Annotated in this window: 21 protein-coding genes; 1 reads left to right on the forward strand and 20 read right to left on the reverse strand. The window is 63.3% G+C overall.

The window, feature by feature from the left end; translation table 11 throughout:
- Positions 1 to 21 precede the first annotated feature (21 nt).
- The 4 genes from EPD66_RS03160 to EPD66_RS03175 all read right to left on the reverse strand — a co-directional run bounded on the left by EPD66_RS03160 (position 22) and on the right by EPD66_RS03175 (position 3,771).
- Complete coding sequence (locus tag EPD66_RS03160) at positions 22 to 726, reverse strand: ABC transporter ATP-binding protein (protein WP_142847024.1); 705 nt, start codon at positions 724 to 726, stop codon at positions 22 to 24.
- The gene (locus EPD66_RS03165) at positions 719 to 1,963 is read right to left on the reverse strand and encodes a lipoprotein-releasing ABC transporter permease subunit (RefSeq protein ID WP_142847025.1); all 1,245 of its coding nucleotides are present in this window, start codon (positions 1,961 to 1,963) and stop codon (positions 719 to 721) included. The genes EPD66_RS03160 and EPD66_RS03165 overlap by 8 nt, the downstream gene beginning before the upstream one ends.
- Positions 1,964 to 1,990: 27 nt before the next feature.
- Entirely contained in the window at positions 1,991 to 3,274 is a 1,284-nt protein-coding gene (gene proS, locus EPD66_RS03170) for a proline--tRNA ligase (RefSeq protein WP_142847026.1), read from the reverse strand.
- A 104-nt stretch (positions 3,275 to 3,378) separates the two neighbouring features.
- Positions 3,379 to 3,771, reverse strand: a complete 393-nt coding sequence (locus EPD66_RS03175) for a hypothetical protein (RefSeq protein WP_142847027.1) — start codon at positions 3,769 to 3,771, stop codon at positions 3,379 to 3,381.
- Between the two features lie 107 nt (positions 3,772 to 3,878).
- On the opposite strand from EPD66_RS03175, the gene EPD66_RS03180 reads away from it, so the two are divergent.
- Positions 3,879 to 5,168, forward strand: coding sequence for an NCS2 family permease (locus tag EPD66_RS03180; RefSeq protein WP_142847028.1), 1,290 nt, complete (start codon positions 3,879 to 3,881; stop codon positions 5,166 to 5,168).
- 232 nt (positions 5,169 to 5,400) lie between these two features.
- Here EPD66_RS03180 and EPD66_RS03185 read toward each other — a convergent pair whose 3' ends face one another.
- From EPD66_RS03185 to EPD66_RS03260, 16 genes are all read right to left on the reverse strand, one after another.
- Positions 5,401 to 5,943 carry a DNA-3-methyladenine glycosylase I gene (locus tag EPD66_RS03185; protein WP_142847029.1) on the reverse strand — a complete coding sequence of 181 codons (543 nt, stop codon included), beginning with the start codon at positions 5,941 to 5,943 and terminating at the stop codon, positions 5,401 to 5,403.
- A complete protein-coding gene (mce, locus tag EPD66_RS03190; RefSeq protein WP_142847030.1) occupies positions 5,940 to 6,344 on the reverse strand; it encodes a methylmalonyl-CoA epimerase in 405 nt (134 codons plus the stop codon). The genes EPD66_RS03185 and mce overlap by 4 nt, the downstream gene beginning before the upstream one ends.
- Positions 6,345 to 6,362: 18 nt before the next feature.
- On the reverse strand, positions 6,363 to 8,039 hold the full coding sequence (locus EPD66_RS03195) for a ribonuclease J (protein WP_142847031.1): 1,677 nt from the start codon (positions 8,037 to 8,039) through the stop codon (positions 6,363 to 6,365).
- Complete coding sequence (locus EPD66_RS03200; protein ID WP_142847032.1) at positions 8,036 to 8,809, reverse strand: type III pantothenate kinase; 774 nt, start codon at positions 8,807 to 8,809, stop codon at positions 8,036 to 8,038. Before EPD66_RS03200 ends, EPD66_RS03195 begins: the two co-directional genes overlap by 4 nt.
- A gap of 71 nt (positions 8,810 to 8,880) precedes the next feature.
- A complete protein-coding gene (locus EPD66_RS03205; RefSeq protein ID WP_142847033.1) occupies positions 8,881 to 9,654 on the reverse strand; it encodes a biotin--[acetyl-CoA-carboxylase] ligase in 774 nt (257 codons plus the stop codon).
- A gap of 3 nt (positions 9,655 to 9,657) precedes the next feature.
- Entirely contained in the window at positions 9,658 to 11,094 is a 1,437-nt protein-coding gene (gene nuoN, locus EPD66_RS03210) for an NADH-quinone oxidoreductase subunit NuoN (protein WP_142847034.1), read from the reverse strand.
- Positions 11,095 to 11,106: 12 nt separating this feature from the next.
- Positions 11,107 to 12,621 carry an NADH-quinone oxidoreductase subunit M gene (locus tag EPD66_RS03215; RefSeq protein WP_142847035.1) on the reverse strand — a complete coding sequence of 505 codons (1,515 nt, stop codon included), beginning with the start codon at positions 12,619 to 12,621 and terminating at the stop codon, positions 11,107 to 11,109.
- A 6-nt stretch (positions 12,622 to 12,627) separates the two neighbouring features.
- Positions 12,628 to 14,556 carry an NADH-quinone oxidoreductase subunit L gene (gene nuoL, locus EPD66_RS03220; protein WP_142847036.1) on the reverse strand — a complete coding sequence of 643 codons (1,929 nt, stop codon included), beginning with the start codon at positions 14,554 to 14,556 and terminating at the stop codon, positions 12,628 to 12,630.
- Positions 14,557 to 14,563: 7 nt separating this feature from the next.
- Positions 14,564 to 14,872 carry an NADH-quinone oxidoreductase subunit NuoK gene (gene nuoK, locus EPD66_RS03225; protein ID WP_142847037.1) on the reverse strand — a complete coding sequence of 103 codons (309 nt, stop codon included), beginning with the start codon at positions 14,870 to 14,872 and terminating at the stop codon, positions 14,564 to 14,566.
- The gene (locus EPD66_RS03230) at positions 14,872 to 15,480 is read right to left on the reverse strand and encodes an NADH-quinone oxidoreductase subunit J (protein ID WP_142847038.1); all 609 of its coding nucleotides are present in this window, start codon (positions 15,478 to 15,480) and stop codon (positions 14,872 to 14,874) included. The genes nuoK and EPD66_RS03230 overlap by 1 nt, the downstream gene beginning before the upstream one ends.
- Positions 15,481 to 15,555: 75 nt before the next feature.
- Entirely contained in the window at positions 15,556 to 16,047 is a 492-nt protein-coding gene (gene nuoI, locus EPD66_RS03235; RefSeq protein WP_142847039.1) for an NADH-quinone oxidoreductase subunit NuoI, read from the reverse strand.
- 14 nt (positions 16,048 to 16,061) lie between these two features.
- The gene (gene nuoH / locus EPD66_RS03240; protein ID WP_142847040.1) at positions 16,062 to 17,075 is read right to left on the reverse strand and encodes an NADH-quinone oxidoreductase subunit NuoH; all 1,014 of its coding nucleotides are present in this window, start codon (positions 17,073 to 17,075) and stop codon (positions 16,062 to 16,064) included.
- On the reverse strand, positions 17,068 to 19,131 hold the full coding sequence (nuoG, locus tag EPD66_RS03245; RefSeq protein WP_142847041.1) for an NADH-quinone oxidoreductase subunit NuoG: 2,064 nt from the start codon (positions 19,129 to 19,131) through the stop codon (positions 17,068 to 17,070). The genes nuoH and nuoG overlap by 8 nt, the downstream gene beginning before the upstream one ends.
- A gap of 8 nt (positions 19,132 to 19,139) precedes the next feature.
- The gene (gene nuoF, locus EPD66_RS03250) at positions 19,140 to 20,429 is read right to left on the reverse strand and encodes an NADH-quinone oxidoreductase subunit NuoF (protein ID WP_142847042.1); all 1,290 of its coding nucleotides are present in this window, start codon (positions 20,427 to 20,429) and stop codon (positions 19,140 to 19,142) included.
- Entirely contained in the window at positions 20,429 to 21,061 is a 633-nt protein-coding gene (gene nuoE / locus EPD66_RS03255) for an NADH-quinone oxidoreductase subunit NuoE (RefSeq protein WP_142847043.1), read from the reverse strand. Before nuoE ends, nuoF begins: the two co-directional genes overlap by 1 nt.
- Entirely contained in the window at positions 21,058 to 22,242 is a 1,185-nt protein-coding gene (locus EPD66_RS03260) for an NADH-quinone oxidoreductase subunit D (protein ID WP_142847044.1), read from the reverse strand. The genes nuoE and EPD66_RS03260 overlap by 4 nt, the downstream gene beginning before the upstream one ends.
- Position 22,243 lies beyond the last annotated feature (1 nt).

The following is a 22,243-nucleotide window of genomic DNA, read 5'->3' on the forward strand; positions in this document are numbered from 1 at the left end:
GCGGGAAGCCCCTCCCAAAAATTACCGCGCCACTTCGACCAGGGTCCCTTCCTGCAGGGTGATGGTCCGGTCCATGCGGCGTGCCAGATCGGGATTATGGGTAGCGATCAGGGCCGCCAGCCCCTGGTCGCGGACCAGGCGCAGCAATTCGTCGAAGACGCCTTCCGACGTATGCGGGTCCAGGTTGCCGGTCGGCTCGTCGGCCAGCAGAAGGCGCGGCTTGTTGGCCAGCGCGCGGCAGATGGCGACGCGCTGCTGCTCGCCGCCCGACAACTGGCCGGGACGGTGTTCGGCACGCTTGGCCAGCCCCATCTTGGTCAGCAATTCCATCGCCCGTTCGGCGGCTGCCTTACGGGTCTTGCCGGCGATCATCTGCGGCAGGATCACATTCTCGATAGCCGAGAATTCCGGCAGCAGGTGGTGATACTGATAGACAAAGCCCAGATGGCTGCGCCGCAATTCCGTGCGACGGTCGTCGGACAGCTTGGCCGTCCCTTCCCCGCCGACCATGACTTCACCGGCATCCGGGCGCTCCAGCAGACCCGCGATATGCAGCAAGGTGGACTTGCCCGCTCCCGAAGGGCCGACCAGGGCGACGATCTCGCCGACGCGGACCTCCAGATTGGCGCCCTGCAGCACGTCCAGCGTCTCGCGGCCCTGCTTGAAGCAGCGGTGGACACCGTCCAGGTGCAAGGCGGCATCGGTCCTTACATTGACCTTATTCATAGCGCAGGGCCTCCACCGGATCGAGGCGCGCGGCGCGCCAGGCAGGATAGATCGTAGCGCCGAAGGACAAGCCCAGCGCCATCCCCACCACCCACAGCACTTCCATGGGATCGACCCGGGCGGGAAGCTGGGACAGGAAGTAGATTTCGGCGGCGAACAGATCCACGCCCGTTATGCCTTCGAGGAAATGCCGGATCCTATCCACGTTCAGCGCGAAGGACAGCCCCAGGATGACACCCGAAACCGTACCGACCACGCCAATGCTGGCCCCCGACAGGAAGAAGATGCGCATGATCATGCCCCGCGTCGCCCCCATGGTGCGCAGCACGGCGATATCGCGGCCCTTGTCCTTCACCAGCATGATCAGACTGGAAATGATGTTGAAGGCCGCTACCAGGATGATCAGCGTCAGGATCAGGAACATGACGTTCCGTTCCACCTGGATGGCATTGAAGAAGCTGGCATTGGCCTGCTGCCAGTCATACAGGGTCACCGGCCGGTCGGCATTGTTCGGAATGGCGCTGCGCAGCGCCGTGACGGCCTCGGGCGTGGTGGCGAAGACTTCCAGATAGGTCACCGCTTCGGGCAGGCGGAAATAGACCTGCGCGGCCTCCAGCGGCATGAAAATGAAGCCGGAATCGTATTCGAACATGCCCACGTCGAAGGTCGCCACGATGCGATAGGCCCGCATGCGCGGTACCGTGCCGAAAGCGGTCGCCGTCCCCTGTGGCGAGATCAGGGTGATGTTGTCACCCACCGACAGGCCCAGCTTCTGGGCCAGGCGGTAACCGACGATCACCGCGTCATCGCCGGTGAATTGCGAGGGATCGCCATGCAGTCCCTCGGCCACCACCTCGCGGGAAAGCAGGTCGGAGGGACGGACGCCACGGACCATGGCACCGGACGAAGCCCCTTGATTGGTCGCCATGACCTGGCCTTCGACCGTCGGCACCACCCGATGGACCGACTGCATCTGGCGGATGCGCTCCGCCAGATCGTCGAAATCGGTCATGGGCGCACCGGCCGCATAGACACTGATATGGCCGTTGAGGCCGAGGATGCGGCTCATCAGCTCGGCCCGGAAGCCGTTCATCACCGCCATGACGATGATCAGCGTGGCCACCCCCAAGGCAATTCCCAACAGGGAAAAGCCGGCGATGACCGAGATGAAGCCTTCCTTGCGCCGCGCCCGCAGATACCGGAACGCAACCATGCGTTCGAAGGCGTCGAAGACCATGCAGATGTCCTTTTAGGCTTAATGAAGTTAGGCCGTCAGCCGGGCCAGGGCTGCTTCAAGCGAGACTTCCTGCTTCTCGCCGCTCTTGCGGTTCTTCAGCTCGACCACACCGGCCGCCAATCCCTTGGGGCCGATGACCAATTGCCAGGGCAGGCCGATCAGGTCCATATCGGCGAACTTGACCCCGGCGCGCTCGTTGCGGTCGTCGTACAGCACTTCGACGCCCTGTTCCGACAGGGTGCGGTAGATGTCCTCGCAGGCCGAGTCGCAGGCGGCATCGCCGCTCTTGAGGTTGATCAGGCCCAGCTTGAAGGGGGCAACCGCTTCCGGCCAGATGATGCCGCGTTCGTCATGGGAGGCTTCGATGATGGCGCCGACCAAGCGCGACACGCCGATGCCATAGGATCCCATCTCGGCGGCGATGGTCTCGCCGTTGGGGCCCTGCACCACCGCGCCCATCGGCTCGGAATATTTCGTACCGAAATAGAAGATATGGCCGACCTCGATGCCGCGCATGGTGCGCAGGCGCTCGGCCGGCACCGGGCACTTGTCCGCGTCGTGCTTCTCTTCGGCGGCGGCGTAGTACTGGTTCATGGAATCCACGGTCAGTTCGCCGGCGCGCGACTTCTCTTCCAGTTCCTGGTCGAAGAAGATGGCGCTTTCGCCGGTCTCCGCCAGAATATGGAATTCATGGCTCATATCGCCACCGATGGGGCCGGTATCGGCCTTGACCGGGATGGCGGTCATGCCTAAGCGGGCATAGGTGCGCATATAGGCGCGGAACATCGCCTCGTAGGACCGGCGGGCACCGTCCTTGTCCAGGTCGAAGGAATAGGCGTCCTTCATCAGGAACTCACGGCCGCGCATCACGCCGAAACGCGGACGCACCTCGTCGCGGAACTTCCACTGGATATTATAAAGAATCTTCGGCAGGTCACGGTAGCTGCGGATCTCGCGGCAGATATCGGTGACCATTTCCTCGGCGGTGGGGCCGAACAGCATCTCGCGCTCGTGCCGGTCCTTGAAGCGCAGCATTTCCTTGCCGTAATCGTCATAGCGCCCGGAACGCTGCCACAACTCGGCGGGCTGGACGGTGGGCATCAGGATTTCCTGCGCGCCGGCCGCATCCTGTTCCTCGCGCACGATCTGTTCGATCTTGCGCAGAACCCGATAGCCCAGAGGCAGCCAAGCATAGATGCCGGCGGCCTGCTGGCGGATCATGCCCGACCGCAGCATCAGGCGGTGCGAGACGATCTGCGCTTCGGCCGGGTTCTCCTTGAGGGTCGGCATGAAATAGGCGGACAGACGCATGGAATTCCTCGAAGATTTCGGTGGTCGGCGTGCGCTGGAAAAAAGCGGGGGAACTCTAGGCCAAGGGCGCGACGAAGGCAATGGTGGCCAAGGTCAAGGACCCACTATCGCTTTCGCGCACAAAGCCGGGCCAGCATCGCCTGCTGTTCGCTGGTCACCGGCTGCCCGTCCAGATAGACCGCGCCGTCGCGCCACGTCACCGTGCCGACCTGCGCGGGCCCTTTCACATGAGGTCCCAGGCCGAGACCGCGGGCCAGATCGACCTCGATGGGAAAGCGCAGTTCCTCGGGCGGCTGCCATTGGAATCCCCCGGCATCGGCCGGTACGACCGGCCTGCCGTAGACATCCCTACCCGGCTGATAGGCGACGTCGTCATCCGGCCGATGTTCGACCAGACGCCAGCAGGCGGGCTTGGTGATGGTGATATAAAGCCCCCGATCCTCGGCCCAGAGCGGGCCGCTCCACAACAGCAGGATCGCCAGGAGAAAGCGCGTCATGGCCGGCTCCATTTCAAGTTCCGTCATGAGGCTGCCGCGTTTCCCCTTGCGCCGCAAGCCCTCTAAAGGCACAAACAAAAGATGCTCGTCTTGCCGGAGACAACGTAATGTTGGAAAGGTTTTTTCATCTTCAAGCGAACGGAACAACCGTTCGCACCGAGGTTTTAGCTGGTTTCACCACTTTCCTCACCATGGCCTATATTGTGTTTGTCAATCCGGCCATTCTGGCGGATGCGGGCATGGACCGCGGCGCCGTCTTCACCGCCACCTGCCTGGCCGCCGTCATCGGCACCATGATCATGGGCCTGCTGGCCAATTATCCCATCGCCCAGGCTCCGGGCATGGGCATGAACGCCTTCTTCACCTACACCATCGTCATCGGCATGGGGCATACTTGGCAGGTGGCGCTGGGCTGCGTCTTCATCTCCGGCATCCTCTTCGTGGCCCTGAGTCTGTTCAAGGTACGTGAATGGGTGATCAATGCCGTGCCGCGCAGCCTGAAGATGTCGATCGCCGCCGGCATCGGTTTCTTCATCGGCTTCATCGCGCTGAAGAATGCTGGCTTCGTGGTCGCCCATCCCGCCACTCTGGTCGGCATCGGCGACCTGACCCGTCCGGAACCGATTCTGGCGGCCCTCGGCTTCGCCATCATGGTCGCCCTGCATGCCTGGCGCGTTCCCGGCTCGATCCTGATCGCCATTCTGGCCGTGACCGTTCTGTCCGGGCTGTTCGGCCTAGTGCAGTGGCAGGGCATCGTCTCGACCCCGCCCTCGCTGGCTCCCACCTTCATGCAGATGGATCTGGCCGGCGCCCTGGAGCCCGCCCTGATCTCGGTGATCTTCACCCTGCTCTTCCTCGACCTGTTCGACACCGCCGGAACGCTGATCGGCACGGGCCATGCCGCCGGTCTGCTCGACGAAAAGGGCCGCCTGCCCCGCATCGGCAAGGCGCTGTTCGCCGACAGCACCGCCACCGTCGCCGGTTCGGTCCTCGGCACCTCGAACACCACGTCCTATATCGAGAGCCTTTCGGGCATCGAGCAGGGCGGCCGCACCGGCTTGACCGCCGTTGTCGTCGGCCTGTTGTTCCTGCTGGCCCTGTTCTTCGCACCGCTGGCCGGCACCATCCCCGCCTTCGCCACGGCATCCGCCCTGTTCTTCGTCGCCTGCCTGATGGCGCGCGGACTAGTCGATATCGACTGGAAGGACGTCACCGAATTCGCCCCGGCGCTGGTGGCGGCCATCACCATGCCGCTGACCTTCTCCATCGCCACCGGCATCGGTCTGGCCTTCATCGCCTATGCCGGAATCAAGCTGATCAGCGGCCGCGCCCGTGAGGCGGGGATCGCGATCTACCTCATCGCCGGGGCTTTCGTGCTCAAATTTGCCTTCTTATAGTGGCCAAAAGGCATAGCGCGTAAGAAATACAATGATTAGGTATGGACTCGCGGAACGAAATTTCGTAAGTTGCCTCCAGAACAAAGGATAAAGCTTCGAAAAACGAAGTGGTCCAAGTTTAGGGAGGTGGACGCCGGGTGATCCCCGAATACGGGCCAGCACGGCGCAAACGAAAAGCGGCAGATGCCTTGGCACTCTGCCGCTTTTTCGTTTTCTCGCAACTGCGAGATGATCAGCCTTTCCCTTGCATCCAAGGGGGCTGCAAAAGGGAAATCCGGGAAAAGACTGGGCAGTCCGGGGCATGCGCACCGGGCAGATAGCCGATGCTCATCAGGAATTCCCCGACCACCTCGCCCCCCATGAAGACGAATGTCTTGCGGAACAGGCGCACCCATTCCTCTTTCTCCAACGGGTGATGGGCCTCGATCCAGGCCGCCAATCCCCCATGGCTGGCGCGCAAGGCCACCACGCGGCGGGCATTCTCGATGACCGCCATGATCTTGCGCCGGTTGCGGATGATACCGGGATCGGCCATCAGCCGCTCGATATCGGCATCGCCATAGGCGGCGACCTTGTCGGGAGAGAAGGAGTCGAAAGCGGCCACCAAAGCCGGGCGCTTCTTCAGGACAATCAGCCAGGACAGACCGGCCTGGAAGATTTCGAGGCACAGCCGCTCGAAAAGCTGCGCCTCGTCCTCAAGCGGAAAACCGTATTCATGGTCGTGATAGGGGCCGTGGAACGGATGCCCCACGGCCGCCAAGCAGTAGGCGCTCAAGCCTGCTCCAATTCGATCAGCGTTCCATTGAAATCCTTGGGATGCAGGAACAGGACCGGCTTGTCATGGGCGCCGATCTTGGGCTCGCCATCCCCCAGAACCCGGGCGCCCTCGGCCTTCAGCTTGTCGCGGGCGGCCAGGATATCCTCGACCTCATAGCAAATGTGATGGATGCCGCCGGAAGCGTTCTTGGCAAGGAAACCGGCGATCGGCGAGGCCTCGCCCAAGGGATGCAGCAATTCGACCTTGGTGTTGGGCAGTTCGACGAACACCACCGTCACGCCATGATCCGGCTGAGGCACCGGATCGGAGACCTTGGCCCCCAGGGTGTCCCGGTAGAGGGCCGACGCGGCCTCCAGGTCCGGAACGGCGATGGCGACATGATTGAGCCTCCCGATCATCTGCGATTTCTCCCTTGGTCAGACACGCACCAGATGCACATCAGTGATAGGTTTCTTGCCATGACTGTCGCGCAAAGAGCGACGGACCGCAAGACGCGCGGCCTCCGTGATGGCGGCATCGTCGCGCCGTTCCCGCTGGGGCAGGTCCTCGACCGCGTCGCGCACGGCCATGACCACCGCCTCATGTTCCTCGGCTTCGAGATGGGGATCGAGAATACCGGTGGCCGTCAGCTTGGGCTTGGCCAGCAGGAGGCCGTCCTCGTCCACCACCAGGGTCACCACGGCGGAACCGTTGAACAAGGCACGATGGCGGGCACGCAGGATTTCCGACTGCATGGGCACGACGCGGGTGCCGTCCACCGCCAGACGGCCGGAATGGACATGATCGACGATCTCGGGCTCGCCCGGCGCCAGGCGCAGGACCGCGCCGTTCTCCATCACCACCGACTTCGGGACCTGGCAATCGCGGGCGAGCTTGGCATGGGCGATCAGGTGGCGCGCCTCGCCATGGACCGGCACTGCCACCTGAGGGCGGACCATGTGATACATCTCGGCCAGTTCCTCGCGGCCGGGATGACCGGAGACATGGACGAAGTGATCCTTTTCCGTGATCAGCTGGACGCCCTGCTTGACCAGCGCATCCTGGAGACGGGCAATGGCCTTCTCGTTGCCCGGAATCATGCGCGAAGAGAAGACGACCACATCGCCCTTGCCCAACGAGACATGGGGGTGGTTGCCCGACGCGATCCGCGACAGGGCGGCACGCGGCTCTCCCTGGCTGCCGGTGCAGATATAGACCAGCTTGTCCTTGGGCAGATGGGCGGCATCATGCTCGTTCAGGAAGGCCGGCGTATCGGCCAGATAGCCGTTCTCCCGCGCTGCCTCCTGCACCCGCCACAGCGAACGTCCCACCAAGGCCACCTGACGGCCATGCGCGGCGGCGGCATGGGCGATGCTTTCCAGGCGGGCCACATTGGTGGCGAAGCAGCCCACGGCGATGCGGCCGGTGAATCTGCCAAACAACTCCACCAGGCTTTCCCGCACCTCGGCTTCCGACCGCGCATGTCCCGGCGTGAAGACATTGGTGGAATCGCCCACCAGCGCCAGCACACCCTCGCTCCCCAGGCGGCGCAGAGCGTCAAGGTCGCTCGCCTCGCCGACCAGGGGCGACGGGTCGAATTTCCAGTCACCGGTATGCAGCACCGTGCCGTGAGGCGTGCGGATGGCCAGCGCATTGGGCTCGGGGATCGAATGGGTCAGCGTGATCAGTTCGATATCGAAGGGCCCCACCTCGAAGCGGCTGCCCAGTTCGACCACCGAAACCTCGGCATCCTCCGTCAGGCCATGCTCGTGCAGCTTGTTGCGCAGCAGGGCGGCGGCGAAGGGGGTGGCGTAGATGGGACAACGCAGGCGCGGCCACAGCCAGGCGACGGCACCCAAATGGTCTTCGTGACCATGGGTGACGACCAGCCCGGCCAGATGCTCGCGCTGCTCTTCGATGAAGGCGGGATCGGGCATCACCACTTCGATGCCGGGCAGGTAATCGTCCCCGAAGCTGACGCCCAAATCCACCATCAACCACTTTCCGGCGCAGCCGTAGAGGTTGAGATTCATGCCGATTTCACCGGCACCGCCCAAAGGCAGGAAGATCAGTTCATCCCGCGGCGGAAAGTTCGTTCCATTGGAATTTGTCATTGTCTCTTGTTACGGCGGTGGATCTCCACGAGACCGCGAAGGGTGAGGTCGTGATCAAGATGGTCGATGGCATCGGTCGCATCGACGAAGAGCGGTGCCAGACCACCCGTGGCGACCACCGTCATGGGGCCGCCGAATTCTGCTTTGATCCGGGCCACGAGGCCCTCGATCAGGCCCAGATAGCCCCAGAAGATGCCCGATTGCATGGCCGGCACGGTGGCCTTGCCGATCACCTGCTTGGGCCGTCCGATGGCGACGCGGGGAAGCTTGGCGGCCGCCGAATGCAGCGCCTCGAGCGACAGGTTGATGCCGGGGGCGATGGCGCCGCCGCAGTAATTGCCGTCGCTGTCCACCACGTCGAAGGTGGTGGCCGTGCCGAAATCAATGACGATCAGCGGACCCTTGTAGAATTTATGGGCCGCCACCGCATTCACCAGACGGTCCGCCCCCACTTCCTCGGGGCGATCGAGCAGGATGCGCAGGCCGAGCTGGAGCCCCTCGTCGCCGACCACCAGCGGCTCGCAATTAAAATAGCGCCGACACAGGGTCTTCAGGCTGAAGACCACAGCCGGCACGACGGAGGCGATGATGGCGGAAGTAACCTCGTCGCGCTTCAGGCCCTGCAACTCCATCAAATGACTGAGCCAGACGCCGAATTCATCGGCAGTACGGTTGCCGTCCGTGGACGAGCGCCACTCGCCGCGCAGTTCATCCCCGTCATAGACGGCGAAGACGATGTTGGTATTCCCCGAATCGATGACAAGAAGCATCGTCCCCCTCCTTTTTATCGCGCAAGCCGCGGGGCGGAATGCGGAGGCCCCGCTTGGCGCTTTCTTCTCTTTCAGCGGACGGGAAAGAAGACGTCGCCCGCAAGGATCAAGCGTCGTCCGCCGTTATTGGCCACATCGAGCATCAAGCCGCCAGCGGAGTCGAGGCCGGCAAAAATGCCCGTTACGCTTTCCTTGTCAAGCCGCACGACAACTTCCTCGCCCAATCCCTTCGCCTTCGCCAGCCAAGCCTCGCGCAGCGGCGCGAAGCCCTGGGACTGCCAGAGGGTGAACCAATGGGAGAAACGGGCGACGAAGGCGGACAGGACTTCCTCGGCCGAGACCTCGCTGCCGGCCTCGCGCAGGCTGATGGCAGGATACAAAGCCGGATCGGGGGCCGCCACGACATCGACGCCCAGTCCCAGAATCAGGTGATCCCCCTGCCCCACCGTTTCCAGCAGCATGCCCGCGATCTTGCGTCCCTCGCACAGCACGTCATTGGGCCATTTGCACTGGAAGCGCACCCCCGGGCACAGCCCCTCCAGCGCCTCGGCCAGGGACAGGCCGGCGGCGAAGGAAAGCTGCGCGGCCTCGGCCAAGGGACGGCCCGGCTGGAGCAGCAGCGAGCAATGCAGATTGCCTCGCGGCGACACCCATTGCCGTCCCCGGCGTCCACGCCCTGCCGTCTGCTCGGCGGCCATGATCACCAGACCATGACCGGCCCCGGCATCGGCTTGGCGGCGCGCTTCGTCATTGGTGCTGTCGATACTGTCCAGTGCCAAAAGACGGAAGGGCGGCGGCAAGCTGCCACCGCCCTTCCCGGCACCTTTCGATAGGTCCGAACCCATCCGTCAGCCGGGGAAGAGGGCTGCGGCCGCAACCCCGGCACTGTCCACCAGCGGCGCGGGGATGAAGGTGAAGACCAGGACCAGGATCGTACTGGCCGCCGTCACCACGCCGATCGTCCGGCCCACCGGACGGTCGAAGACCTCGGTCGGTTCGTCGAAATACATCACCTTGATGATGCGCAGGTAGTAATAGGCACCGACGACGCTGGTCAGCACGCCGATCACGGCCAGGGTGATCAGGTTCGCCTCGATGGCGGCCAGGAAGACGTAGAACTTCGACCAGAAGCCGGCCATGGGCGGAATGCCGGCCATCGAGAACATCAGCACGGCCATGGCCAGAGCCATCGCCGGGTTGGTCTTGGACAGACCCGCCAGATCGTTAATGCCCTCCAGCGCCCGGCCCTTCTGGCGCATGCTCAGGATGATGGCGAAGGCGCCGACATTCATGAACAGGTAGATGGCCAGATAGACCAGCAGGCCGCGCACACCCAACTCGCTGCCCGCCGCCAGACCCATCAGGGCGTAGCCCACATGGCCGATGGAGGAATAAGCCATCAGGCGCTTGATGTTGGTCTGGGTGATGGCGGCGAAGGAGCCGACGATCATCGAGGCTGCAGCCACGAAGATGATCACCTGCTGCCACTGGGCAATCATGTCGCCGAACGGACCGATCATGACGCGGACCAGCAGGGCCATGGCGGCAATCTTCGGAGCCACGGCGAAGAAGGCGGTGACCGGGGTCGGCGCGCCTTCATAGACGTCGGGCGTCCACATGTGGAAGGGAACGGCCGAAATCTTGAAAGCCAGACCGGCCAGGACGAAGACCAGGCCGACGACCACGCCCACATGGGGCTCGCCGGAGGCGAAGGTCTCAGCCAATACGTCGAAGCTGGTGCTGCCGGCGAAGCCATAGACCAGCGAGGCACCGTAGAGCAGCAGGCCCGAGGCCAGCGCGCCGAGGACGAAATACTTCAGACCAGCTTCGGTGGCGCGGGAATTGTCACGGTGATAGGCGGCGAGGATGTAGAGCGACAGGCTCTGCAGCTCCAGGCCCATATACAGCGACATCAGGTCGTTGGCCGAGATCATCATCATCATGCCCAGCGTAGCGAACAGCACCAGCACCGGGTATTCGAAGCGCTCTATCTTCTCACGCTCGATGAAGCCGACCGACATGACCAGGCTGACCGCGGCCGCGATCAGCACCAGGATCTTGGTATAGACGGCAAAGCCATCGGCGATGAACAGGCCGCCGAAGGCCAGATCCCGTTCGCCCGTCCCGAACAGGACGAGCAGACCGGCCACGGCCATGACACCCACCGCCAGCAGGGTATGCAGACGCATACCCTGATCCTTGCGGAAGACACCGATCATCATCAGGGCCATCGTCGAGAGGGCGATGAAGATCTCCGGCCGGGCCGGGAGAATGTTGAGTTCCATTCGTAAATCCCCTTACCGCGCCGCGACCGCAGCGCCGGAGGCGCTCAGGGCCAGCTCGTACTTGTCGATCAGGTTGCCCACCGAAGCGTGCATCAGATCCAGGAAGGACGAAGGATAGATGCCCATCCAGAAGACCAGCAGGATCAGCGGCGCGAACATGGCAACCTCGCGCGGGCTCAAATCGACGATCGACTTGAGGTCTTCGCGGGTCATCTTGCCGAACACCACGCGGCGATAAAGATACAGCATGTAGGCGGCACCGAGGATCAGGCCGCTGGCGGCGAAGAAGGCCACCCAGCTGCTGTCCTGGAAGGCGCCCAGCAGCACCAGGAATTCGCCGACGAAGCCCGAGGTGCCGGGCAGGCCGACACTGGCCATGGTGAACAGCAGGAAGATGACGGCGTATTTCGGCATGCGGGTCACGAGGCCGCCGTAACGGGCGATCTCGCGGGTATGCATGCGGTCGTAGATGACGCCGACGCACAGGAACAGCGCGCCGGAGACGATGCCGTGGCTGAGCATCTGGAAGATGGCGCCTTCGATACCCTGCTGGTTCAGCGTGAAGATACCGATGGTCACGAAGCCCATGTGGGCGACCGAGCTATAGGCGATCAGCTTCTTGATGTCTTCCTGCACCAGCGCGACCAGCGAGGTGTAGATCACGGCGACCACGCTCAGCGTATAGACCAGCGGCACGAACATGTCGGTCGCCAGCGGGAACATGGGCACCGAGAAGCGCAGCAGGCCATAGCCGCCCATCTTCAGCAGCACGCCGGCCAGGATCACCGAGCCCGCAGTCGGGGCTTCGACGTGGGCGTCGGGCAGCCAGGTATGGACCGGCCACATCGGGATCTTCACCGCAAAGGAGGCGAAGAAGGCCAGCCACAGCCAGATCTGGAGCTGGAACGGGAAGTTATAGGCCATCAGCGTCGGGATGTCGGTGGTACCGGCCTGGAAGTACATGGCCAGCATCGCCAGAAGCATCAGCACCGAGCCGAGCAGCGTGTAGAGGAACAGCTTGAAGGCGGCATAGACGCGGCGCGAACCGCCCCAGACACCGATGATGATGAACATCGGGATCAGGACGCCTTCGAAGAAGATGTAGAACAGCACCATGTCCAGGGCACAGAACATGCCGACCATCATGGTCTCGAGGACCAGGAAGGCGATCATGTATTCCTTCACCCGGTGCTGCACCGCTTCCCAGGCCGACAGGATGCAGATCGGCATCAGGAAGGTGGAGAGCAGGACGAAGAACAGCGAAATGCCGTCAACGCCCATATGGTAGCTGATGTTGAGGCCGGGCAGCCAACGAGCCTGGTCGACCATCTGGAAGGCCGCCGTCGTCGGGTCGAAATTGACCCAGACGAACAGCGAGACCAGGAAGGTCGCGACAGAGGTGAGAAGCGCCACGTTCCGCGAGTTGCGCGCCACCACATCCGGGTTTTCGTCCCGGATGAACAGGATGAACAGCGCACCCGCCAGAGGCAGGAAGGTGACGATGGAAAGCAGGGGCCAATCAGTCATCGCGCGTCAACCCATATTGAACATGTACCAGGTCACGAACGCCGCGACACCGATGAGCATGACGAAGGCGTAGTGATAGACGTAACCGCTTTGCAGCTTGCTGATGCTCTTGGCGATCGAGCGAGAGGCAGCGGCGACGCCGTCGGGGCCGACACCGTCGATGAGCGCACCGTCCCCGCTCTTCCACAGGCCGCGGCCCAGATAGAAGGACGGCTTGACGAAGATGCGGTCATAGAGTTCGTCGAAATACCACTTGTTCAACAGGAACTCGTAGGTCGGCGCGAAAGTGCGGGCCAGCTTGCCGGGAATGCTCGGCATCAGCATGTAGAGGACATAGGCCAGGGCGATGCCCGAGATGCCCATGATGGTGGGCAGCAGGATGGCCCAGCCGGGGATGTGATGGGCTTCGACCATCGAGGTGCGGCCTTCGAGGATGAAGATCGCGGGACCCCAGAAGGCTTCGAATCCTTCGCCGACGAAGGCGGAATAACCGACCCAGCCCGAGAAGATGGCGCCGACGGCAAGGACCAGCAGCGGCACCGTCATGACCGGCGGCGATTCATGGATATGGGCCATGACCTTCTCGTCGGCGCGCGGCTTGCCGTGGAACACCAGGATCAGCAGGCGCCAAGAGTAGAAGGCGGTCAGGAAGGCGGCCGCGACACCCAGCCAGTAGGCGAGATAGCCCACCCCGGTATGCGAGGCGAAGGCGGCTTCCAGGATCATGTCCTTGGAGTAGTAACCGGCGAAGAAGGGCACACCGGCCAGGGCCAGGCTGCCGATATACATCATCGCCGTGGTCAGCTTGATATGCTTGCCGATGCCGCCCATGCGGCGGATGTCCTGTTCGTCGGACATGGCGTGAATGACCGAACCGGCACCGAGGAACAGCAGCGCCTTGAAGAAGGCGTGCGTCATCAGGTGGAAAATGGCTGCCGGATAGGCCGAGACGCCGATGGCGAAGAACATGTAGCCGAGTTGCGAGCAGGTCGAGAAGGCGATGATGCGCTTGATGTCGTTCTGCACGCAGCCGATGGTCGCGGCGAAGAAGGCGGTGAAGGCACCGACCAGGGTCACCACGATCAGGGCGGTATCGGAGAGCTCGAAGAGCGGCGACAGACGGGCGACCATGAAGACGCCGGCGGTCACCATCGTCGCGGCATGGATCAGGGCTGAGACCGGGGTCGGGCCCTCCATGGCGTCGGGCAGCCAGGTATGCAAGCCCAACTGGGCCGACTTGCCCATGGCGCCGATGAACAGCAGCAGGCAGATGATGGTCATCGCATGCCATTCGACGCCGAAGAAGGTCACCGTCGCCTGGGCATAATCCGGGGCGGCGGCGAAGATCGTGTCGAAATGCACGCTGTCGAACAGGAAGAACACCCCGAAGATGCCCAGCGCGAAGCCGAAGTCACCGACGCGGTTGACGATGAAGGCCTTCATCGCCGCGGCATTGGCCGATTTGCGCTCGTACCAGAAGCCGATCAGCAGGTAGGAGGCGACACCGACGCCTTCCCAGCCGAAGAACATCTGCACCAGGTTGTCCGCCGTCACCAGCATCAGCATGGCGAAGGTGAACAGCGACAGATAGGACTGGAAGCGCGAGATCGACGGGTCGTGGTGCATGTACCCGATCGAGTAGATATGCACCATGAACGAGACCCAGTTGACGACGATCAGCATGACCGCCGTCAGGGTGTCGAATTTCAGCGCCCAGGACACCTCCAGCGCACCCGATTCGAACCACCGGAACAGGGTGATGGTCTGCGGATTGCCACCCAGGGCGACGTCGATGAAGATGAAGACCGACAGGATGGCCGAAATGCCGACCAGCCCGGTGGTGACGATCTGGGAACCCTTGTCGCCGAGCTGGCGACCGAACAAGCCTGCGAGGATCGAGCCGATCAGCGGCAGGAAGATTGCTGCGACATACATGATCGCCTCACCCCTTCATCTGGCTGATTTCTTCCACGGCGATGGTGCCGCGGTTACGGAAGAAGATCACCACGATGGCCAGACCGATGGCGGCTTCGGCCGCGGCGACGGTGAGGACGAACATGGTGAAGACCTGCCCGACCATGTCCTGGAGATAGGCCGAGAAGGCCACCAGGTTGATGTTCACCGCAAGCAGCATCAGCTCGAGCGACATCATGATGATGATGACGTTCTTCCGGTTCAGGAAGAGACCGAGAACGCCGGTGGTGAACAGGATCGCCGCCACCACCAGGTAATGTGCCAAACCGATTTCCATCAGATGCCCCCCCGGGTCGGTACCTTGCGGATCTCGACGGATTCCTCGCGGGTGCGGCTGATCTGCCGGCTGATATTCTGCCGGCGCACGCCGTCACGGGCCCGCAAGGTGAGCAGGATGGTGCCCACCATGGCGACCAGCAGGATCAAACCGGCAGCCTGGAACAGATAGACGTACTGGGTGTAGACGATCTGACCCAGCGCCTCGGTATTGGTGAGGTCGGCAGGCGTCGGCGCGGCCAGTTGGGCCGGGGCTTCGGGCGCGAAGACCCAGCTTCCCAAAACCAGTCCAAGCTCGACCAGCAGCACCAGACCGACCAGGGCACCCGTGGGGAGATATTGCAGGAAGCCTTCCCGGAGCTTCAGGTAATTGATGTCGAGCATCATCACCACGAAGAGGAAGAGAACGGCGACCGCGCCCACATAGACCACGACCAGCACCATGGCGAGGAATTCCGCGCCCAGCAGCAGGAACAGGCCGGCGGCGTTGAAGAACACCAGGATCAGGAAGAGCACGGAATGGACGGGGTTGCGGGCCGAAATGACCATCACCCCCCCGGCGACCGCGATGGCCGCGAACATGTAGAAAACAAGAGCCTGGACGATCATGCGGCCCCCCTTGCGAAAGCTCCGGCGGTGCCGGAGCTTTTGGATGCGAAGAATGTCATAACCGGTCTAATCCCCTTACCGGTACGGCGCGTCGGCCGCGATGCGGGCGGCCAGTTCGGTTTCCCACCGGTCGCCGTTCGCCAGAAGTTTTTCCTTGTTGTACATCAGCTCGGACCGGGTCTCGGTGGCGAACTCGAAGTTCGGCCCCTCGACGATGGCGTCGACCGGACAGGATTCCTGGCACATGCCGCAATAGATGCACTTGGTCATATCGATGTCGTAGCGCCGGGTACGGCGCGAACCGTCATCGGCACGGACGTCACCTTCGATGGTGATGGCCAGGGCCGGGCAGACCGCCTCGCACAGCTTGCACGAGATGCAGCGCTCTTCCCCGTTGGGATAGCGGCGCAAGGCGTGCTCGCCACGGAAACGCGGGCTGAGCGGGCCCTTTTCGAAGGGATAGTTGATGGTCGCCTTCGGCTTGAACATGTAGCGCAGAGTGAGAGCCATACCCGACAGAAGTTCCGTCAGCAGGAAGGCCCGAGCGCTGCGATCGAGAAACGACATGGTCTAGAGCCCTCTCACTTGGTGGGAACCCAGCCGGTTGCCATCAGCACGCCAGCGGTCAGGACCAGCCAGATCAGCGAGAACGGCAGGAAAACCTTCCAGCCCAGACGCATCAGCTGGTCGTAGCGGTAGCGCGGGAACGTGGCACGCACCCACAGGAAACCGAACAGCAGCAGGGCGACCTTCAGGCCGAACCAGACGATGCCGGGAATCCAGTTGAAGGGCGCGATGTCCAGCGGCGGCAGCCAGCCTCCCAGGAACAGGATGGTCATGATCCCGCTCATCAGGATCATGTTCGCGTATTCGCCCAGGAAGAACAGGGCGAAGGTCATCGACGAATATTCGACGTTGTAGCCCGACACCAGCTCGGCTTCCGCTTCAGGCAGGTCGAAGGGCGCGCGGTTGGTCTCGGCCAGGGCCGAAATGAAGAAGATGACGAACATCGGCAGGTGCGGAATGACGTACCACACCGTCTTCTGCGCCTCGACCAGCTGCGAGAGGTTCAGCGTGCCGGCAGTCAGCAGGACCGAGATCATCACCAGGCCGATGGAGACCTCGTAGGACACCATCTGCGCGGCCGAGCGCATGGCGCCCAGGAAGGCGTATTTCGAGTTGGACGCCCAACCGGCCATGATGATGCCGTAGACGCCAAGGCTGGAGATGGCGAAGAGATAGAGCACGCCGACATTGATGTCGGCCAGCACCCAGCCTTCGTTGAAGGGGATCACGGCCCAGGCGATCAGGCTGAGGATGAAGGTCAGCATCGGCGCCAGCACGAAGACCGCACGGTTGGCGCCCGACGGCACGACCGTTTCCTTCATGAACAGCTTCAGGCCGTCAGCCAGCGGCTGCAGCAGCCCGAAGGGCCCCACCACATTGGGACCCTTGCGCATCTGCATTGCGGCGATGACCTTGCGCTCGGCATAGGTCAGGTAGGCGACCGCCACCAGCAGAGGCAGAACAATCGCCAAAATCTGCGCGACAATTATGGCCGTCGGCAGAACGTAGCCATCGACGAAGTCAGCCATGGGTCCCCGTCTTCTCCTGTTGGCCGTTAACGAACAGCGCAGAGCAATCGGCCATGGTCTTGGACGAGCGGCTGATCGGGTCGGTCATGTAGAAATTCTTGATGGGCGAGACGAAAGGCGCGCCGGACAGTTCCCCTTCCCCGCCGAAGCTGCCCCAGGACGCCGGCACCACCTCATCGACGGTGGCGAAGACCGGATTGACCTGGGCCATGCGGGCGCGCAGCTGCACGATGCCGTCATAGGGCAGCTTGTGGCCCAGCGCCTCGGACAGCGCACGCAGGATCTTCCAATCCTCCTTGGCGTCGCCCGGCGGGAAGACGGCCAGCTGGGTGCGCTGGACGCGGCCTTCCAGATTGACGTAGGTCGCGTTCTTCTCGGTATAGGCGGCACCCGGCAGGATCACGTCGGCGCGATGGGCGCCGGCATCACCGTGATGGCCCTGATAGATCACGAAGGCGTTGCCCAGCTTGGCGGTGTCGATCTCGTCGGCCGCCAGCAGGTAGACCACCGAGATCTCGCCCTTCTGCGCCCCGTCCAGGATACCGGCGACATCACGGCCGCCCTGCCCCGGCACGAAGCCGAGATCCAGGCCGCCGACGCGCGCGGCGGCGGTGTGCAGCAGGTTGAAGCTGTTCCACTCCTCGCTCACGGCGCCGGTGGCTTCGGCCAGCTTGCGGGCTAGGCCAAGGATCGCCGCGCCGTCGGGACGGCTCAGGGCGCCCATGCCGAGGATGATCATCGGACGCTTGGCGTCCTTGAGGACCTGGGCGAAGGCATGGCTGCCGTCCAGGATGGACTGGAGCGGACCGGCATCCGTGCCCAGATGCTCGTAGCCATAGGTCAGGTTCAGGCGCTCGCCCAGCACGCCGACCTTCAGGCCGCCGCGCAGATAGCGCTTACGGATGCGGGCGTTGACCAGCGGCGCTTCCCAGCGCGGATTGCTGCCGATCAGCAGGATGGCGTCGGCGTCTTCGATACCGGCGATGGTGCTGTTGAACAGATAGGCGGCGCGGGTCGAGGCATCGATGGCGGCACCGTCCTGGCGGCAATCGATATTGGCCGATCCCAGCCCGGCCATCAGATCCTTCAGCGCCATCATGGCTTCGGCATCGGCCTGGTCGCCGGCGATCGCGGCGATCTTGCTGCCGGGCAGACCCTTGACCTTATCGGCGATGGCGGCGAAGGCGGCGGCCCAGGTGGTGGGCTGCAGCTTGCCGTCGACGCGCAGATAGGGCCGGTCCAGGCGCTGCTTGCTCAGGCCGTCACAGGCGAAGCGGGTCTTGTCGCTGATCCATTCCTCGTTGATCTCTTCGTTCAGACGGGGAAGGACGCGCAGGACTTCGTTGCCACGCACATCGACGCGGATGTTGGCGCCGACGGCGTCCATCACGTCGATGCTCTCGGTCTTGCGCAATTCCCAGGGCCGCGCCTTGAAGGCATAGGGCCGGTTGGTCAGGGCGCCGACCGGGCAAAGGTCGATCATGTTGCCGGAAAGCTCGCTCGACAGAGCCTTCTCGACATAGGTGGTGACTTCCATGTTCTCGCCACGCCCCGTCGCGCCCAGTTCGGGCACGCCGGCCACTTCCTTGGAGAAGCGGATGCAGCGGGTGCAATGGATGCAGCGGGTCATCCAGGTCGAGATCAGCGGACCGAAATCCTTGTCGCGCACCGCGCGCTTGCTCTCGGCATAGCGGCCACGGTCGCCGCCGAAGGCCATGGCCTGATCCTGCAGGTCGCATTCACCGCCCTGGTCGCAGATCGGGCAATCCAGCGGGTGGTTGATCAGCAGGAATTCCATGACGCCCTTGCGGGCCTTGTGGACGCCGGGCGTGTCGGTATGCACCACCATCCCCTCGGCGACCGGCATGGCGCAGGAAGCCACCGGCTTGGGGGCCTTCTCCACCTCGACCAGGCACATGCGGCAATTGCCGGCGATATTCAGGCGTTCGTGGTAGCAGAAGCGCGGAATCTCGACGCCGATGGTCTCGCAGGCCTGCAGGATCGTCGTCCCGGCCTCGACTTCAACCTCGATGCCATCGATGGTCAGTTTGGGCATGGGTCCTCCTAGGCCGCCCGGCCGGTAGCGGCCGCGCGGTATTCCGCGATTTTCCGCTCCATTTCCGGGCGGAAGTGACGAATCAGGCCCTGGATCGGCCAAGCGGCCGCATCGCCCAGGGCGCAGATGGTGTGACCTTCGACCTGACGGGTGACGTCTTCGAGCATGTCGATCTCGTCGATGGTCGCGTTGCCGGTGGCCATGCGTTCCATCACACGCCACATCCAGCCCGTGCCTTCACGGCAGGGCGTGCACTGGCCGCAGCTTTCATGCTTGTAGAAGCGCGACAGGCGGGTGATGGCGCGGACGATGTCGGTGGACTTGTCCATGACGATCACCGCTGCCGTGCCCAGGCCCGACTTGACGGCGCGCAGCGAGTCGAAGTCCATCAGCATGTCGTCGCAGATATGCTTGGGCAGCGCCGGAACCGACGAACCGCCGGGAATGATGGCCAGCAGGTTGTCCCAGCCGCCGCGCACGCCGCCGCAATGCTTCTCGATGAGTTCCCGCAGCGGAATGCCCATTTCCTCTTCCACGTTGCACGGATTGTTCACGTGGCCGGAGATCGAGAAGATCTTGGTGCCGGTATTGTTGGGGCGGCCGATCCCGGCGAACCAGGTGGCGCCACGACGCAGGATGGTCGGCGCCACGGCGATGGATTCGACGTTATTGACCGTGGTCGGGCAGCCGTACAGGCCGACACCGGCCGGGAAAGGCGGCTTCAGGCGCGGCTGGCCCTTCTTGCCTTCCAGGCTTTCGATCAGCGCGGTTTCCTCGCCGCAGATATAGGCCCCGGCGCCGCGATGGATGTAGAGGTCGAAATCCCAGCCGGACCCGCAGGCATTCTTGCCGATCAGACCGGCATCGTAGGCCTCGTCGATGGCGGCCTGGAGATGAACGGCCTCCTGGACGAATTCACCGCGGATATAGATGTAGGCGGCATGGGCGCCCATGGCGAAGCTCGCGAGCAGGCAGCCCTCGACCAGCTTATGCGGGTCGTGGCGCATGATCTCGCGGTCCTTGCAGGTGCCCGGCTCGCCTTCGTCGGCGTTGACCACCAGATAATGGGGCCGGCCGTCCGACTGCTTGGGCATGAAGGACCACTTGACGCCGGTTGGGAAGCCCGCGCCGCCACGGCCGCGCAGGCCCGACTGCTTCATCTCCTCGATGATCCAGTCGCGGCCCTTGGCGATGATGTCCTTGGTATTGTCCCAATCGCCACGGGCGCGGGCACCGGACAGGCGCCAGTCCTCACGACCGTAGAGATTGGTGAAGATGCGATCCTGGTCGCGCAGCATCAGGACTTCTCCCCCTTCTGGCCGCAGCCGCCGCAAAGCGAGGTCAGACCGCCGGCCGGCTCGGAGCCGGTGCGGCCGATCTGCGAGCCGGGCTTGGGCTGCTCGCCCTTCCTCAGGGCCTGGATGATCGAGCGGACGCTCTCGGCGTCCAGGTCTTCGTAATAGAAATCGCCGATCTGCATCATGGGCGCATTGGCGCAGGCACCCAGGCATTCCGCCTCGGACAGGGTGAACAGGCCGTCGGCGGTGGTCTCGCCCACATCCACGCCCAGTTCCTGCTTCAGCACGTCGACGATGTCCTCGGCACCGCGCAGCATGCACGGCAGGTTGGTGCACACTTCCAGGTGATGCTTACCGACCGGCTTGAGCTGGTACATGGTGTAGAAGGTCGCGACCTCGTAAACCCGGATCGGCTCCATGCCCAGCATGTCGGCGATATAGTTCATCGCCGGCAGCGACACCCAGCCTTCCTGGCGCTGGGCCAGGTCGAGCAGGGGCATCACCGCGCTCTGCTGGCGGCCTTCGGGATACTTGGCGATGAAGGCGCGGGCCTTGGCCATGTTCTCTTCGCTGAAGGCGAAGCTTTCCGGCTGGACATCGGCCTTCTCGGTCTGGGTAGTGCTTGCGCTCATCGGTCGATCTCGCCGAAAACGATGTCAATGGAGCCGATATTGGCCACAACGTCGGCTAGCATGTGGCCCTTGCTCATGAAGTCCAGGCCCTGGAGGTGGGCATAGCCCGGCGCCCGGATCTTGCAGCGATAGGGCTTGTTGGTGCCGTCCGAGACCAGATAGACGCCGAACTCGCCCTTGGGCGCCTCGACCACGCAATAGGTCTCGCCCGCTGGCACGTGATAACCCTCGGTGTAGAGCTTGAAGTGATGGATCAGGGCTTCCATCGAACGCTTCATCTCGGCCCGCGGCGGTGGCGACACCTTGCGGTCGTTGATGCGGTGGCGTCCCTCGGCCTGCGGTATTTTTTCGAGGCACTGCTTGATAATCGAGAGAGATTGATACATCTCCTCCACACGCACCAGATACCGGTCGTAGCAATCGCCGTTCTTGCCGATGGGAATATCGAACTCGAAATCTTCGTAGGAATCGTAGGGCTGCGCCTTGCGCAGATCCCAGGCAAAGCCGGAGGCCCGCAGATTCGGACCGGAGAAGCCCCAATCCAGCGCCTGTTCGGGCGTGACGATGCCGATATCGACCGTACGCTGCTTGAAGATACGGTTGCCCGTCAGCATGGCTTCCATGTCGCCGGTGAATTTCGGGAATTCGTCCGCCCACACGGCGATGTCTTCAAGCAGCCCTTCCGGCAGGTCGAAAGCGACGCCGCCGACGCGGAAATAGTTGGCGTGCAGCCGGGCTCCCGACACACGCTCGTAGAATTCCATCAGCTTCTCGCGCTCTTCGAACGCCCAGAGCATCGGCGTCATGGCACCGACGTCCATGGCATAGGTCGTCACGTTCAGCAGATGGTTCAGGATGCGGCCGATTTCGGAGAAGAGCACGCGGATGTACTGGGCGCGCTTGGGAACTTCCAGCCCCATCAGCTTTTCCGCCGCCAGCACGAAGGCGTGTTCCTGGTTCATCGGGCAGACATAGTCCAGGCGGTCGAAATAGGGCGTCGCCTGGAGATAGGTCTTGTGCTCGATCAGCTTTTCGGTACCGCGATGGAGCAGGCCGATATGAGGATCGGCGCGCTCGACCACCTCGCCGCCCAGTTCGAGCACGAGACGCAGCACGCCGTGGGCCGCCGGATGCTGCGGCCCGAAATTCATCGTGTAGTTCTTGATTTCGGCTTCGGCCATC

It is taken from the genome of Telmatospirillum sp. J64-1, from assembly GCF_006980715.1.
Lineage (GTDB): Bacteria > Pseudomonadota > Alphaproteobacteria > Rhodospirillales > Magnetospirillaceae > Oleiliquidispirillum > Oleiliquidispirillum nitrogeniifigens.

Bases quoted from the DNA above. Each gene is read 5' to 3' on its own strand.
- EPD66_RS03160 (WP_142847024.1), bottom strand. From the start codon at position 726: ATGAATAAGGTCAATGTAAGGACCGATGCCGCCTTGCACCTGGACGGT.
- EPD66_RS03165 (WP_142847025.1), bottom strand. From the start codon at position 1,963: ATGGTCTTCGACGCCTTCGAACGCATGGTTGCGTTCCGGTATCTGCGG.
- proS (WP_142847026.1), bottom strand. From the start codon at position 3,274: ATGCGTCTGTCCGCCTATTTCATGCCGACCCTCAAGGAGAACCCGGCC.
- EPD66_RS03175 (WP_142847027.1), bottom strand. From the start codon at position 3,771: ATGACGCGCTTTCTCCTGGCGATCCTGCTGTTGTGGAGCGGCCCGCTC.
- EPD66_RS03180 (WP_142847028.1), top strand. From the start codon at position 3,879: ATGTTGGAAAGGTTTTTTCATCTTCAAGCGAACGGAACAACCGTTCGC.
- mce (WP_142847030.1), bottom strand. From the start codon at position 6,344: ATGATCGGGAGGCTCAATCATGTCGCCATCGCCGTTCCGGACCTGGAG.
- EPD66_RS03195 (WP_142847031.1), bottom strand. From the start codon at position 8,039: ATGACAAATTCCAATGGAACGAACTTTCCGCCGCGGGATGAACTGATC.
- EPD66_RS03200 (WP_142847032.1), bottom strand. From the start codon at position 8,809: ATGCTTCTTGTCATCGATTCGGGGAATACCAACATCGTCTTCGCCGTC.
- EPD66_RS03205 (WP_142847033.1), bottom strand. From the start codon at position 9,654: ATGGGTTCGGACCTATCGAAAGGTGCCGGGAAGGGCGGTGGCAGCTTG.
- nuoN (WP_142847034.1), bottom strand. From the start codon at position 11,094: ATGGAACTCAACATTCTCCCGGCCCGGCCGGAGATCTTCATCGCCCTC.
- EPD66_RS03215 (WP_142847035.1), bottom strand. From the start codon at position 12,621: ATGACTGATTGGCCCCTGCTTTCCATCGTCACCTTCCTGCCTCTGGCG.
- nuoL (WP_142847036.1), bottom strand. From the start codon at position 14,556: ATGTATGTCGCAGCAATCTTCCTGCCGCTGATCGGCTCGATCCTCGCA.
- nuoK (WP_142847037.1), bottom strand. From the start codon at position 14,872: ATGGAAATCGGTTTGGCACATTACCTGGTGGTGGCGGCGATCCTGTTC.
- EPD66_RS03230 (WP_142847038.1), bottom strand. From the start codon at position 15,480: ATGATCGTCCAGGCTCTTGTTTTCTACATGTTCGCGGCCATCGCGGTC.
- nuoI (WP_142847039.1), bottom strand. From the start codon at position 16,047: ATGTCGTTTCTCGATCGCAGCGCTCGGGCCTTCCTGCTGACGGAACTT.
- nuoH (WP_142847040.1), bottom strand. From the start codon at position 17,075: ATGGCTGACTTCGTCGATGGCTACGTTCTGCCGACGGCCATAATTGTC.
- nuoG (WP_142847041.1), bottom strand. From the start codon at position 19,131: ATGCCCAAACTGACCATCGATGGCATCGAGGTTGAAGTCGAGGCCGGG.
- nuoF (WP_142847042.1), bottom strand. From the start codon at position 20,429: ATGCTGCGCGACCAGGATCGCATCTTCACCAATCTCTACGGTCGTGAG.
- nuoE (WP_142847043.1), bottom strand. From the start codon at position 21,061: ATGAGCGCAAGCACTACCCAGACCGAGAAGGCCGATGTCCAGCCGGAA.
- EPD66_RS03260 (WP_142847044.1), bottom strand. From the start codon at position 22,242: ATGGCCGAAGCCGAAATCAAGAACTACACGATGAATTTCGGGCCGCAG.